This window comes from Metabacillus endolithicus, assembly GCF_023078335.1.
GTDB classification, from domain to species: Bacteria; Bacillota; Bacilli; order Bacillales; family Bacillaceae; genus Metabacillus; species Metabacillus endolithicus.
The window spans coordinates 125,842-140,361 of sequence record NZ_CP095550.1; the positions used below are offsets into that span (position 1 = coordinate 125,842).

16 protein-coding genes and 1 pseudogene are annotated in these 14,520 nt (G+C 35.1%); 2 read left to right on the forward strand and 15 right to left on the reverse strand.

Going from position 1 to position 14,520, the window contains the following annotated elements:
• Nucleotides 1-67: 67 nt before the first annotated feature.
• Entirely contained in the window at nt 68-862 is a 795-nt protein-coding gene (locus MVE64_RS00630) for a TetR/AcrR family transcriptional regulator (protein ID WP_247342736.1), read from the reverse strand.
• Between the two features lie 235 nt (nt 863-1,097).
• Nucleotides 1,098-1,715, reverse strand: coding sequence for an NUDIX hydrolase (locus MVE64_RS00635; protein ID WP_247342739.1), 618 nt, complete (start codon nt 1,713-1,715; stop codon nt 1,098-1,100).
• 231 nt (nt 1,716-1,946) lie between these two features.
• Between MVE64_RS00635 and MVE64_RS00640 the strand changes: the two genes are divergently transcribed.
• Nucleotides 1,947-3,458 carry a glycine betaine uptake BCCT transporter gene (locus MVE64_RS00640; protein WP_247342741.1) on the forward strand — a complete coding sequence of 504 codons (1,512 nt, stop codon included), beginning with the start codon at nt 1,947-1,949 and terminating at the stop codon, nt 3,456-3,458.
• A 134-nt stretch (nt 3,459-3,592) separates the two neighbouring features.
• Here the strand turns inward: MVE64_RS00640 and MVE64_RS00645 are convergent, their stop codons facing one another.
• The 9 genes from MVE64_RS00645 to MVE64_RS00680 form a co-directional block, all read right to left on the reverse strand.
• A complete protein-coding gene (locus tag MVE64_RS00645; protein WP_247342744.1) occupies nt 3,593-4,213 on the reverse strand; it encodes a 4Fe-4S single cluster domain-containing protein in 621 nt (206 codons plus the stop codon).
• Nucleotides 4,213-4,962: a ComEA family DNA-binding protein gene (locus MVE64_RS00650; protein WP_247342746.1), complete on the reverse strand. Its 750-nt coding sequence runs from the start codon at nt 4,960-4,962 to the stop codon at nt 4,213-4,215. The genes MVE64_RS00645 and MVE64_RS00650 overlap by 1 nt, the downstream gene beginning before the upstream one ends.
• Before the next feature lie 3 nt (nt 4,963-4,965).
• Nucleotides 4,966-5,178 (reverse strand): DUF2997 domain-containing protein, encoded by a 213-nt coding sequence (locus tag MVE64_RS00655; protein ID WP_247342749.1) that lies wholly within the window; start codon nt 5,176-5,178, stop codon nt 4,966-4,968.
• A 4-nt stretch (nt 5,179-5,182) separates the two neighbouring features.
• Complete coding sequence (locus MVE64_RS00660; protein ID WP_247342752.1) at nt 5,183-5,638, reverse strand: hypothetical protein; 456 nt, start codon at nt 5,636-5,638, stop codon at nt 5,183-5,185.
• A 29-nt stretch (nt 5,639-5,667) separates the two neighbouring features.
• Nucleotides 5,668-6,303 (reverse strand): AAA family ATPase, encoded by a 636-nt coding sequence (locus MVE64_RS00665; RefSeq protein ID WP_247342755.1) that lies wholly within the window; start codon nt 6,301-6,303, stop codon nt 5,668-5,670.
• Nucleotides 6,304-6,395: 92 nt separating this feature from the next.
• Entirely contained in the window at nt 6,396-6,584 is a 189-nt protein-coding gene (locus tag MVE64_RS28025) for a hypothetical protein (RefSeq protein WP_425594001.1), read from the reverse strand.
• Nucleotides 6,566-8,281, reverse strand: a complete 1,716-nt coding sequence (gene ltrA / locus MVE64_RS00670) for a group II intron reverse transcriptase/maturase (protein WP_247342758.1) — start codon at nt 8,279-8,281, stop codon at nt 6,566-6,568. Before ltrA ends, MVE64_RS28025 begins: the two co-directional genes overlap by 19 nt.
• 717 nt (nt 8,282-8,998) lie before the next feature.
• Complete coding sequence (locus tag MVE64_RS00675; protein ID WP_247342760.1) at nt 8,999-10,039, reverse strand: AAA family ATPase; 1,041 nt, start codon at nt 10,037-10,039, stop codon at nt 8,999-9,001.
• 221 nt (nt 10,040-10,260) lie between these two features.
• Entirely contained in the window at nt 10,261-10,965 is a 705-nt protein-coding gene (locus MVE64_RS00680) for an SAM-dependent methyltransferase (protein WP_247342762.1), read from the reverse strand.
• 224 nt (nt 10,966-11,189) lie between these two features.
• On the opposite strand from MVE64_RS00680, the pseudogene MVE64_RS00685 reads away from it, so the two are divergent.
• Nucleotides 11,190-11,641 (forward strand): annotated as a pseudogene (locus MVE64_RS00685) (AraC family transcriptional regulator).
• A gap of 141 nt (nt 11,642-11,782) precedes the next feature.
• On the opposite strand, the gene MVE64_RS00690 reads toward MVE64_RS00685, so the two are convergent.
• From MVE64_RS00690 to bioD (MVE64_RS27275), 4 genes are read right to left on the reverse strand one after another with little or no spacing between them, the layout of a single operon-like run.
• Nucleotides 11,783-12,370, reverse strand: coding sequence for a biotin transporter BioY (locus MVE64_RS00690; protein WP_247342763.1), 588 nt, complete (start codon nt 12,368-12,370; stop codon nt 11,783-11,785).
• Between the two features lies 1 nt (nt 12,371).
• Nucleotides 12,372-13,748 (reverse strand): adenosylmethionine--8-amino-7-oxononanoate transaminase, encoded by a 1,377-nt coding sequence (gene bioA / locus MVE64_RS00695; protein ID WP_247342765.1) that lies wholly within the window; start codon nt 13,746-13,748, stop codon nt 12,372-12,374.
• The gene (gene bioD, locus MVE64_RS00700; RefSeq protein WP_281730485.1) at nt 13,745-14,263 is read right to left on the reverse strand and encodes a dethiobiotin synthase; all 519 of its coding nucleotides are present in this window, start codon (nt 14,261-14,263) and stop codon (nt 13,745-13,747) included. Before bioD (MVE64_RS00700) ends, bioA begins: the two co-directional genes overlap by 4 nt.
• The gene (bioD, locus tag MVE64_RS27275; RefSeq protein ID WP_281730440.1) at nt 14,233-14,430 is read right to left on the reverse strand and encodes an ATP-dependent dethiobiotin synthetase BioD; all 198 of its coding nucleotides are present in this window, start codon (nt 14,428-14,430) and stop codon (nt 14,233-14,235) included. The genes bioD (MVE64_RS00700) and bioD (MVE64_RS27275) overlap by 31 nt, the downstream gene beginning before the upstream one ends.
• Nucleotides 14,431-14,520 lie beyond the last annotated feature (90 nt).

Below are 14,520 nucleotides of genomic sequence, written 5' to 3' on the forward strand. Positions count from 1 at the left end.
ACACCTCCGCAAAATGTAACAAACGCATACTCTTAAGTATGTTATGTTTGTAAAAAAACCCGATTTCTCACGGGTATGATTCTGGCTTAATTCCGTTCCAAATTAAATTTGATACATCATCAACGATATTTGTTAAGGAAACACTACTAGGTGATATAATCCACATTAGGACTAAGCCATTAATTAAAGCATGTAAAGCGATAGATAAAGATGTTGAATCTATATTTTTAGTAAGTAGATTCTTTTCTTTTAGTTCTTCAAGGATATTTGAAGTTACATGGAACAAATGTTCAAAAGAATGATCTAATTGATCTTTAATACCCGATTCCCGGCGATTAGATATAACTTCAAAAAACAATAAGGGCTGTTTATTATTTTCTTCGTCTAAACAGTCATTAAACTGCATAAGCAATAGATTTTTAATTGCTTCTTTAGGCTCAACAGAATGAAAAATTGCGTGTAAGCTTTCGGGTAACCCATTTAATAATTGTTTTAGGCTCCTGTTTGTTAACTCATAGAAGAGATTTGCCTTGCTAGAAAAGTGCCAGTATACAGCTCCCTTTGTCATGCCAGCATGTTCTACCACTTGATCCAAGGTAGCTCCCTCATAGCCATACTTCGCAAAAATGACGCTTGCTGATTCTAATATTTTGGCACGAGTATCTTGATGCGTAATAACCTTACGATCTAAGTGATCATACATTAGTACCTTTTTCATTTCATCTTTGCTTCCAAAATATCGTTTCACTGTTGTCCAATGTACATCTGCTACATCGGCTATTTTAGCGAACGTTATTTTATCAACCGGATATTGCATAGCTAAATCATATGAAGCTTTTATGATTCTGTCTTGCGAGTTCAAATAACCTCTCCTTTCAAAAAGTAATAAAAATATACTCTTAAGTATGCTTTTATTATATTTATTGATTCCAAAAGATGTCAATTGTTTTTTTAAAAGGCTGTTATGAAGTTAATCCAATACTATTATTGGAAATTAAAGTTAAAAAGGAAAACCTATGAACTCAGGTTTCCCTTTCTATTTTTTCACCTTATATTATGGTTAATTGTTGGTTTGCGCTTGATCTAAATGTCAGGACTCAATCAAATGTAACAGGCTCTTGTGGATGATACAGATGTTTAAAGGCCAATTGAATTTGTGATTCTGTGATTCGTTCGTTCGAAATTTGAGGTAGTTCATCTTCAGCAAAAAAGTCCACAGCACTTGTTTCTATTCCTTTTTTTGCTTGTCCACCAATGATTTCACATAGTATGAAGATTTTATAGACGTGATATGGTGAAGGAGGATGAGGATGATATTTTTTATCGAGAATAGCAATTAGCTTGACTGCTTTCACATCAAATCCAGATTCTTCTTTAACTTCTTTTACGACAACCTCGCTTGGTGATAAGCCTATATCACCCCAACCACCTGGTAATGACCAACCTCCATCTGTATTTTCTTTTACCATTAAAATCTTATGATCTTTGAAAACAACACCTCTTATGTCTACTTTTGGAGTAGCATAACCTGTTTCATTAGCAAATAGGTGTTTTATCATCTCCTGATCTACATCAGTATGCTGTGACAAGATATCAATACTGATTTTTCTTATTAATTCAAACCTCTCTAAGTCATAAATATCTTTTGAATACGTTAATCCTGCCTGTGCAATTGATTGTAACTGTTTAGCCCATTCAAGCCATTTGGGTTCCATAAAACCACCTCCAACTGAGGTAATTCTTCATTTGGGGGTCATTATCCTTTCATTAAAATGGAGAATTCCTTAGAAGTGAATCACACTTTTACTCACCCTATTACTCATAAAACTTAAGAGCGTATATCTTTTTGTGTCATATATGTAAGTTGTTCCGTTTCTTTCTACATTAAACAAAGCAAAAAAGTAGATACTACTATATGTCGTTAACACATGTGGGAGGGTATTTTAATGAAGCAACAGTATGTAGTGTTTTACATTTCTCTTGTTATTCTTTCTTTGGTTGTTCTTGCTGGCGTTATTATTCCTAATCAATTAGAACAAATGACGTCGAATGTTCAAGCTTTCTTTTCTGATGCATTTGGATGGTATTATCTAATACTAGTCACGATCATTCTTGTTATCTGTCTATATTTCCTTATTTCACCAGTTGGAAGAATTAAGCTTGGTAACCAAGACGAAAAGCCTGAGTTTTCTACTCCCACTTGGATTGCCATGTTATTTAGTGCCGGCATGGGGATTGGACTTGTGTTTTATGGAACATCAGAACCCATTAGCCATTATGCGATAAGTTCTCCTACTGGTGAAGTTGGGACAAATCAAGCAATCAAGGATGCTCTTCGTTTTACTTTTTTTCATTGGGGAATCCATGCCTGGAGCATATATGCCATAGTTGCTCTATCGATTGCTTATTTTCATTTTAGACACAAGAAATTGAGTTTGATCAGTGCCACTTTAGAACCTATTTTTGGTGATAAGGTAAACGGTAAAACAGGAAAAGCAATTGACATCTTTGCTGTCCTGGCAACTGTTCTCGGTGTGGCCGCCTCACTGGGATTCGGTGCGGTACAAATTAATGGTGGCTTGGCTTATCTTTTTCAAGTACCTAAAACGATTGGTGTACAATTTTTAATTATTGCTATTGTTACGGTTCTCTTTTTAGTATCTGCAATGTCTGGTTTAGGAAAAGGAATCAAAATATTAAGTAATACAAATATGATATTAGCCGCTGCTCTATTGCTATTAATGTTTATCTTCGGTCCAACGTTATTTATTTTGAATTTGCTTACGGATACAATTGGGACCTATATTCAAACATTGCCACAAATGAGCTTTAGAATTGCTCCATTAAACGAAGATATTCGTGGATGGATTAATGGGTGGACCATTTTTTATTGGGCCTGGTGGATTGCATGGTCACCTTTCGTAGGAGTCTTTATTGCCCGAGTTTCAAGAGGTAGGAGTATTAGGGAATTTGTTTTCTATGTACTACTAGTACCTACGATCATTGTTTTTGTCTGGTTCTCAGCATTTGGAGGATCAGCTATTGCACTTGAACATAATGGAATTGCAGAAATATCGAGTTTATCTGCCGAAGAATCGTTGTTTGGAGTTTTTTCTAACTATCCATTTTCACTAGTTACATCCATTACAGCCATGGTGCTTATTGGGTCATTTTTCATTACTTCTGCCGATTCAGGGACTTATGTTCTGGGAATGATGACAACAAATGGATCACACTCACCTGGTAATAAGGTGAAATTCACATGGGGAATCTTACTATCTGCCATTGCACTCGCGCTTTTATATACAGGGGGTCTTCAAGCCTTACAAAATATGATGATCATCGCTGCTTTACCATTTTCAATTATTATCGCTTTGATGGCCATCAGCTTATTGAAGGCTTTAAGTGAAGAAGCGAAACAGCTTGGTATTGGGAAGATAAAAAAGAGGAAGGCATAAAAACCAAACGACATAGTACTAGATACTATGTCGTTTGGTTTTTTTGCTAAATTCATGACATAATCCCTTTCTTCACTAGAATACGAAGGATTAATCATGCATTTAAGATTTGAGATCTCAAAACTGATTCTTTATTACTTAACCTTAATATTTTTAAACTCATTCCGATCAAATAACTCATCTAGTGTTTGCTGTGTTGCCATTCCATTTATAGAGACTAATCCATCTTCACTTATACGAACTTCAATTTTATTTCCTACTTTATGTAATTGATCTTCAAGATGTTTATAGGAAGATGTTAAGAAATGATACCTTTGATTGGACGAACCTACCCATGGACGACTTAAATCTAACTGATTCTTTATAAATGGTCCATCAATCAATAAATCTGTTGAGGTAAGCAAGGCTTCGCATTCTTTCCTTATTTTTAGATTTTCGTATAGGTATCCTGAAAACGTCATAACCGTTAATCCTAGTTCCTTTACCTTTTGTGCAAGCTTTCCTAGTGGTTCCGCCTGATCAAAAGGTTCCCCACCAAGAAATGTAACACCTTCAATATTATTTTCTAGTTTACTTTTTTTAATTTCCAGAAAAAGTTCCTCAACAGCTATTTTTGTTCCGTTTTTCTTAGACCATGTCCAAGGAACGCCACATCCTTCACAATGGATTGAACAGCCTTGTACCCATAGACAAAATCTTTTTCCAGGTCCTTCGACAGTTGTTAATGGCAAAAAACGATGAATGATTAGTTCCATTAGAAATCCACTATTCTACCTTCTGATTTTTTTGCTGGTTGTATACTAGGGTTTTCAGGAAACCTCAAGTGTGGTTTTATTTTTTCAATAAGATGTGGTTTAACTGATAACGCTTCAACAAAATGGTCAAATGATTGAAATCCGTTTTCTTGGCTTCTTACCGATACTACTTTTTTAGCATATATAGTGCCTATTCCAGGTATTTTTGCAATTTCTTGTTCAGAAGCAGTGTTAATATCTATAATTTGAATTTCAGTGGAAGTTTCTTTGATTTCATTTCTAGTTTCTTGACTTACCATTTTTTGTTGTTCATGATGAATACTATTAGTATTTGTGTTGTCACTTTTTACACTAGCTGTTGTTGTCCCGTATTCTTGTGCAATTTTGTGTTTAAGAGATGCAATTTCTTTTTCTTTATGTCCAGAGGAAATTTTTGCTTCAAGTCTTAATAAATACTCTGGTCTTATTTTAAACACATGAACAATTGAAGCAATCCATCCTATTAGATAAGCAGCTAATGTTACATCATAAACCCAATGTTCAGTTGGAAACAATTCTGACACAACCATGACTAAGATAAATAAAATTGAATAAATAATACCCGCAATAAACCATTTTTTCTGTTTTACTTTATAAGAAATATAATAGAATGAAATATAGTTCAATGTTCCAAACGTTAGGATTGCCCATAACATCCAGATTGAGTGTCTAAATTCCCACCCTTTCCCCTTTTCAGTAATTTGAGCCATCCATTATTCCCCCTTTAAAATCTGCTTATTTTGGTAAATTGTTTGTAGATCAGTTTCATAGTATTCCTGGGTAAAACTTGAATCAATTGATTCTGCATCAAGTAATTCTTCAAGAAGTTCAATATATTGAAGACATTCTTTCCCTTTAATTCCAACTGTCTCTGCAAAGATATTGCCATCTTCAGTTATTTTTATTTTAATCTGTTTATCTTCCATATTCTCACCTACCAATTGTGTTTACATTAAAGGTTAGTAAGATTGAGCGATCTTGCTGAATTTCTTCTGATTCTAGCTCTAACCCTTTTTGACTAGCTTGCTGCATTAGTTTCTTGTATGTTTCTTGCTGAATCAAGTACTTATATTCTGAATGTAAGTTTTCGAGAAATTCAAGCGCATCTTGTTGTTCTACACTTTCATCAAATACAGCTTCAAAAATGTCGTGTTCGTTTTGTTGAAAATAAATCTTAATATCCCCTATCTCGGTTCGATAGTTTTGTTGATTTATTTCATGTACATTACATCCATATTGTTCAATGGCCTTCTGTAATAAGTGTTGACGTTTCATAACTGTTTGGATTTTATATGTGTTTCCACCTTGCTTGTGTTTCTCAATCATAGAACCGACAGATTGGGCAACAGCAATTCCTACAGGTATGAGTACTAATTCGATACTCACCTAACCATCTACCTTTCATATGAAGTTAATTAAAAGTCAATTGTGCGTCCACCACGTGATTTTTTAATATCATGGTTATCGCTAATAGTAACACTCTCGTCATTTTCCTGGTATTCTGCTCGATCTTCCTGTGGTGTTGCGGCTACTGCTCTTACATTTGCCCAATCACGGATACCTTTAATTTGCTCAGCCTGGGTAACTGATAATGGGACAATTTGCTTGGATGTTTTTTCAAAATCAGCAAAAACGACACTTCTTTCATCGTAAAATGCTTCAAATAAACCATTGATCACGACTTGTTCAATCTCTGCACCAACAAATCCCTCAGTTAATTCTGCAAGTTGATTCAAAGTCTCTTCAGTCATTTCAAAGTTACCAGAAACAGTTGGTTCCTTTAATCTTTTTTTCAAGTGTAATCTAAAAATCTCAACTCTCTCTCGGTGAGTTGGCAAATCTACGAAGAAAATTTCATCAAATCTTCCTTTACGTAGCATTTCTGGTGGCAAGCTTGCAATATTATTAGCTGTTGCGATAACGAATACAGGCTTTTCCTTCTCCTGCATCCATGTTAAAAAATGGCCAAAAATGCGGGAAGTCGTTCCACTATCTCCAGATGAACTTAATCCACTGAAACCTTTTTCAATATAGTGATAGGTAAAAGTCATCCACGTCTATTCCCGAAGGGATATCGTTTGGAGCTTCTTTCCCCCACTTCACACCGTACATGAGACTTTCACCTCATACGGCGTTCCATCAATTAGTTCCTGTTTACAGTTATTTCATCCTTTTTACTCAAACTTTTTCTGAATTTCTGAATCTTTTTCCAAGTCTTTTCTGGTAAGTTACTGTAATCATTGTCATCGTGTATTTTCCGATGACAGGTATCGTGTACTGTCGCAATATTAACCACTTTGTTTACCTCGTTTATTAGGAGGTACGGTTTGATGTGGTGGAAGTTTGCCGTATAGACTGGTTCGGAACAAACTCTGCATTTTCCCCTATCACGGTTGTACGCATAAGCCCCCTGTTCATAAAGAACTCATAGTTGTACATTTTTCTGTTTTGTTTAACAGCCTTTGCGATAGTTTCAGGTTTAACAAAGTTATCCGCTCTGACCTTAAGTGGTCTTTTATTTTTCCTATCTATATTTAACTTTCTTCCTTTTTCCGTAAAAGGCGTTTCCAACGGATTTTTAACCGCTGGAGGTTTAAAGGTTACAAATGCCAAAGATGTGACTCCTATTCTAACATCATCAATTTCAATGAATGGTATCTTTGTAGAATAATCAGAGTGAACAGATATGAGATTATGAGTTTCCTTGGCAGGAATCAGTCTCTCATTGTACTTCTTAATTGAATGATAGATAACTTTATTTAATCGCCAATAATGTTTTTTGAAAGTCCTTTGAACGCTATCTGCCGCATCGTAGTAATTAACTATTCCCCTGACTTTTGCGTTAAATTTTAGAACTCTTTCAGCTAATACCTCTTGCGTATCGCACATTCTCAGCTTGAAGGCATCTTTCTTCAATTCTTGAAGTTTCTTTTCGACTCTTTCTTTGTTTGGAGTTATCTTTTGTATAGCCTTTCTTCCTTTATCGGTGTTAACCACTTTTGCGATTTTAATATCGAATCCTAGAAAAGTTATCCTTGACTGTTTGACGTTCGTAATTTTTGTTTTCTCCATAGATAATTCTATTTTTAACTGATTCTTCAGGAATTCGCCAGCTCTATGTTTAATTATTTCTGCGTTTCTCTTGGAGTTAGTAAGTATTATCCAATCGTCTGCATATCTAATTAAATGCATAGGTTTCATCTTGTGCTTTTTCATCGTTCGATAAGCACTATTGCTAGTTGATTTACCCTCATGTTGTTTGTTGGCTTCCCATTCCCTAGTTATCCACCTATCGAATTTGTTAAGGTAGATGTTCGCTAGAAGAGGAGAAAGAATTCCTCCTTGCGGGGTCCCTTTGTCGTTGTCAAAAATAAATTCATCTTCCATTATTTTTGCCTTAAGCATGGATTTGATTATCATTAATACTCTTCTATCTCTGATTCCAATGTGATAGAGTTGTTTTAACAGAACTGTATGATTAACGTTGTCAAAGAATCCTTTAATGTCACCTTCAACTGCGTAGTGACAGTCGGTGCTGTATATAATTGATTGAACTCTTGCGAGGGCGTGCTTTTGGTCTCTCATGGGTCTGAATCCATATGAGTGGTCAAAGAATTTACCTTCTGCAATTGGTTCAATAACTATTCTCATACATTCTTGAATTATCCTGTCTTTAATTGTCGGGATACCAAGAGGTCTTGTTCCACCAGATTCTTTTTCAATGTTTTTCCTCCGTACAAGGTCAGGTGTGTAGTTCCTGAAATTGCTTTGGAGTTCATCAATCACTTCTTGATAATCTTTTTGGAGAAAATATTCGATTGTTTTCCCATCCACACCAGGAGTATTACTTCCTTTATTTGATTTGATGTTATGGATGGCAGTCATTATTGTAGTTTCACAGGACATTATTTCTAATAGTCCTTTGAACCCAATAGGATTTTTCTTTGATTCACTCGACAGTTGATACAGTTTATCCTGAATTACCTTGAGTTCTGATTCACTTTTCGGATAGTCAAGTTTTTGTGCCAACATCATCACCCCTTTCAGAGCTAGAGTTGGTTTTAGTCAGTTGTGCACATCGGCATCCATGACAGTTTTTTCATTAGGATGATAACTAATTGACTATGCCCCTTCGCTCCATTCCCATTACAGGAACTTCAACACTACTACGGGCTGCTGCCACTCGAATTCAATGGTCATTTCCTACCATTTAAGGACATTGCCGTATCAAGGCTTAACATTCCTTTTCGAGCTTCATTTGTTCCATATACCTTAGCTTTACATATGACTTTAGGTTCCTTCTATAGGCCGTTAACCGCTTTTTCGTCCACTGCTGAGGGACTAAAAGCAAATAACCTTTATAGGTTAAATACAGACAACAAAGACGAAATTTTATTATCCGTGGTTAAGCACCTGACTAGGTGATATTAGGTTTCCCTAACACTGGATTTACGACCCGTACATTCGAAGGTTCGTCAGTAGGCATTATCCCACATTCTAACCATAATCATTTTATAGCACCCCGACCTAATAATAATCCCAGAAGGACTACTTTCAGCCGACTTCACCGAGCTTCACACACTTAATGTGATACCATTAAGTGCATGTCGGAGGATTAGGCGTAGTTAGTCAGCATTCTAACCCAAAATAGGAACTTCCCCTATTTAAATTGGTATATAGTTCATCTCAACATGTTAAGATGCCTGTTTTTGTTGTCGATTTCTCGACAGGTTGTACAGGAACAAATCACACCTCATCAATCCACAAAATACAAGGAGCAGTTGCTTCAGCAGTTTTTATAGCTTTTCTCATATTCTCTTCACTACTACCAACTATGCCGCTATATATTTTTCCGATATCTAGCCTTAACAGTGGAAGCTGCCACATTTCACTAATGGATTTACTGATTAAACTTTTTCCACATCCAGGTACACCTGTAATCAACACACCTTTTGGAGAAGGCAAGCCATAAAGTTGTGCAGACTCCATCCAAGATTTATTTCTTTTTCGAAGCCAACGCTTTAAATTTTCAAGTCCTCCAACGTCTTTCATGTCTAAATTGCTATTAACAAATTCAAGGATCCCCGTTTTTTTAATTATCTGCTCTTTTTCTTCCAAAATAACATCTACATCGTCAATTGAAAGTTTTCCATCTTCTACCATCGCTCTAGCAAAAGCATTTTCAGCCTCAGATAATGTAAGTCCGAGTGCTGCTTTTACCAATTTTTCTTTTTCGTCATCATTTAAATTAATTTCAATACGTCCACTCGTTTTATTCACTTCAATCATTTCATCCAGACTTTGCTTAATTTCTTTAAAAGTAGGTAAGTCAAAGTCAACAATTGTAATATCTTTTTCAAGATCAAGTGGCAACCTCAATACAGGAGAAAGAAACACAACGTTTTTGGGATTAGGACTTTGTTTCAAGCTCGAGCATATATCTCTTAACTTACGGATAATTTGATAATCAGGAAGACGTCCTTCGTCTCCAAAATAAATATGAAAATCTTGTAAAACAAATATAGCTGGTTCTGAATAATTCTCGATATATTCCAATGCCTTTAGGGCAGATTTAGTATCTGCTTTTTGCGTTTCTTCCTCCCCAGAAAATCCTTTTGTTACTTTCCACGTAATGACTTTTCTCTGCGTTTTAATCAATTCCCGATCAGAAGCAATTGAATGAATTAACGAAAGCGCCCTGTCCTCTTCCCATGTTGATAAATACAGAAAAGGAAAACGCGCTTTGAATAAATTGGCTATTAATCTCTTTCTATCCGTTTTTTTCACTACGATGAATCCTCCCACTATTCGCTGCTAAATAACTAGTCCCTTTTTCTCCAATCTTCCAATAATATTATATAAAATACTGTAAAAAAAGACCATCTTTAAAATAGATACATGCTTACTCTAGTCTTTTTGAACTACTAATTAGAATAAAATAAAGTGTTCTTCCAAAAAAATTTGAAGCAAATTAAAAAAGACAACGCTTAGAACGTTGTCCTGTCTTATTAACCCTTTTTTATTATTAACATCGCATTCGCATTTGTCATAAATTCATATGAAACACTCACTTCTTCAACACTACAACCATTGTTGGCTAAATACTCTTTGATCTTTTCTAAATGCTCATACCTTTTCCCTTCTAAGTCAACTAAAGGGAAAACGCGAATCTCCTCTTTTGTTACCCTTAGTAACTCATTTAGTGTTTCAATGTGAAATTGATACTCTAAACGATCTCCATACATAAATAGGAAATGAGCAGAAAGAGTCATATCAAATTGTTCAGTATCAAATGGCAACGTAGGTAAAGTAGCAGGAATATATCTTTCCCTCGATTTACTCATATCGAGAGCACAATCTTGTAGAGCTCTTATACGATGGTTTCTAAGCTGTTCTATTGTCTTAAAATAATTCCATTGAAACTTATTCTTGGCTTTTTGGATATTTTCCATTGCATGTTCAACATCTTGTAGGCCTTTATTTTGAAGGTCGTCAAAGGAATGATCATAAGCAATATCACAGGCAGTTACGTTTATACCAGCTTTGTTACCTACTGCAGTAAATGAACAAGCTCCTGCTGGACAATCGAGTATTTTCTTTCCTTTAAGCTTTTCTTCTGAAAGAGAAAACATATCCAAATACTCTTCAAAAGTTCTTCCAATAAAAATAATACGGTCTAAATCTAATTTTGTACTCTGCTCAACTTTACTCAACTACACTCACCTCTTCTTAAAGATTAGTGTTATATTATCATGATTAATTGGAAATGTTAACCTTTTTTAAATCTCAAAAGCATTCTCAAGTGTTGACAAAAGTTTTCTATTCATTTACATATTTTCTTAAATATTTTTTTAAAAATTCAATTGAATATCATTTTATAACAATTTACTGTAAAAATGTACCAAATAAATTTAAATATCGAAGGGAAGAAAAGTTTATGAACTGTAAAATTGAAACACTTCCAACATATCGAGTAGCTTATTTTCGACGAGTGGGACCATATGGATCTGCAAATCATGAAGTGATGGAGAAATTAAAAACATGAAATTTAAAGAGAAAAAACTTCTTGATTCGGCAACTATACTTGCAATTCCACAAGACAACCCTGAAACAACACCTCTAGATAACTGTAGATTTGATGCTTGCATTGTGGTCTCAGAGGATTTTCAACTAGATGATACAATTTTAGAGAATGAACTACTCGGTGGAAGATACCTCGTTTACAAGGTTGAACATACCGCAGAGGAAATTCAAAAAGCATATACGGAGATTTTTTCTTCCATACAAAGCAGTGGATATCAACTTGACAACAAACCAATAATGGAGAGATATGTAGGTGATATGATCTCTAATCCTTATTGTGAAATTTGTGTACCTTTGAAACAGTAGTTTCTTAATAAGAAAAGAACAAGCTGCTGCATCAAAATAGCAACTTGTTCTTCTTATCAATATTCCGCTACTAACGAATATGCAAAGTTATGATCGATATTTACTGATAGTGACCAACTATCATTCCAGATTTCGAATTTATCACATCGAACTTTCCTTTTGAATCGGATATTTTCGGTTACCCATCGATTGAAAGGCTTTATATAATCGAACCGCAAGAAATCCTGCAATAATTGAGATAACAAGATCGCCAGCTATGCTATAGACAAAACCAATCATTACAGCATGTGCGAAGCTGCTTTCAACACCCATCCACGTATTTAAGGCTATATATAAATAAATAACACCGAAAAAATAAACAACGGCTAAGCCAGCAAAATTTGCAATAATAAAATGAGAGATTTTAGGGTTCGACACTCGCTCTATAATCGCTCCAACAACATAAGCACCCGCCATAAATCCTATTAAATAGCCAAATGTGGGTTGTAATACATACCCAATTCCTCCCCCTTGAGTAAAAACAGGTAATCCTGCTAAGCCAATCGCTACATAAATTAACTGACTCTGAAAACCTTTTTTACTGCCAAGCAAACTACCAGCTAAAAAAACAAATAACACTTGAAGGGTGAACGGAACATACGGCAATGGTATCTTAATAAAAGCACCAATCGATGAAAGTGAAGCAAATAAAGACACGGTTACTAATGATACAGTTGAGCTCTTTTTCATTTTAAAAGCACCTCATCATTACGCTGCTGTTTTTAAAATACTCTTGTATACTATCACTTGCTAGTTGAATCATTTTGTCTATTTCTTCTGTCTTAATCACGTACGGCGGCATGAAATAAAGAACATTTCCAAGTGGTCTTAATAACAAGCCTTTTTCTAAAGCGATTCGATAGATTTGATACCCTACTCGTTCTTTGCTTGGAAAAGGCTCTTTTGTCTCCTTATCTCTGACTAACTCAATAGCACCAACCATACCAATTTGTCTATATTCACCAACATACGGTAAATCTGAAAACTCTTGAGATGCTTTTTCCCGCATATAGGTACTCTTTACATGGTTTTCCTTAATGATATTTTCTTCTTCAAAGATGTTTAAAACTTCAAGGGCTACACTGCAGGCTAATGGATTTCCGGTATAGCTGTGAGAATGTAAAAATGCTTTCATACTTGCGTAATCATCATAAAAAGCCTCGTACACATTATCTGTGGTCATAACAACAGATAATGGTAAATATCCACCAGTTAAACCCTTTGATAAACACATGAAATCAGGTGTAATACCAGCTTGTTCACAAGCAAACAAAGTTCCAGTTCGACCAAATCCAACTGCTACTTCATCAGCAATTAAATGAACATCATATTGTAAACATAGCTCTTTTAATCTTTTTAAATAAGAAGGTGGATACATTTTCATTCCTGCAGCTGCTTGAATTAAAGGCTCAATAATAATCGCTGTAATTTCTTCAGCATGTTTCTCTAGCTGCTCTTCAACAAACGAGATACATGGCGTGTCACAATGGTTTGGTGTTTGATTAAATGGACATCGATAACAATCCGGTCCTTGTGCTCTGACTGTGTTGAGTAAAAGAGGTTGAAAGACTTCATTATACAAGCCCACCCCGCCTACCGAAAGTGCTCCAAGTGTTTCTCCATGATAGGCATCTGTTAAGGAAAGGAATCGTTTTTTATTTGGTTTATTTTTTTGCATATGATACTGAAAACTCATTTTTAATGCTACTTCAATTGCTGATGAACCGTTATCAGCGAAAAAGACTTTGTTCAAGCCTTTTGGTGTGTATGCCACTAATTTTTCAGCAAGTAAAATAGCAGGTTCATGCGTAAAGTTTGCAAAAATAACATGTTCAAGGTTAAAAGCCTGCTGCGATAAAGCCTGACTAATTCTTTGATTAGAATGCCCGAATAAATTTACCCACCATGATGAAACTGCATCCATATACTTTTTTCCATTTTCATCATATAAATAAATTCCCTCCCCTTTTTTAATCACAATCGGAGGAAACTCTTCATAGTCTTTCATTTGTGAGCATGGGTGCCAAACATGATTTAAATCTCGTTTTTGTAAGTTTGAAAGATTCATAGGCTACCCACCCTTTCGAATAATTCATCGATATTGTTCATTTCTAATTCTTTAAGGTCAGCAAGATTTTTTAATTGCGGAATAATCATTGACGGTATACTCGTCATTTTATTAATCGTTCGGATATTCTCAATCTCAAGCTTGGTGTTAGTAAACCTGTTAAAGATGATTCCTCTAATTTGAATGTTTCTATTAGTAAGTGCCTCGATAGAAAGTAACGTATGATTGATCGTGCCTAGCGAGCTTCTCGCAACTAATATAACAGGTAACCGCGATTGTTCGATTAGTTTTAGAAAATGAAAGTCTTCATTTAGTGGAACATATAATCCGCCTGCTCCTTCACAAATAATATACTGATAAATAGCTTTCAATTTATCAATTTGTTGCAATATCACACGTTCATCAATCACTGCATTCTCAAGCCTCGCTGCATAATGAGGAGAAGCCGGCTCTTTAAAAGAATAGGTATTTAAATGTTCTTTTACTAGGGAACCCTGCTGTGAGTTTGATAGAATTCAGTGTCAGCATAATATGACCGAGATTCTTCCTGAACGAGGCCTGTTTGAACAGGCTTGTAAGCAAGTGTTTCCCCCTTTTCTTGAAAATATCGTAACAAATAAGTAGTTACAACTGTTTTTCCAACTTCTGTATCAGTCCCCACAACCCAAAAGTGATTTGTCATCCATACCCCCCCATATGTTAACTGATATTAAATAAAGGTTAACATATAGCGAGCGATTTTTGGAATATATAGTTTAACTTTTAGGAAAAT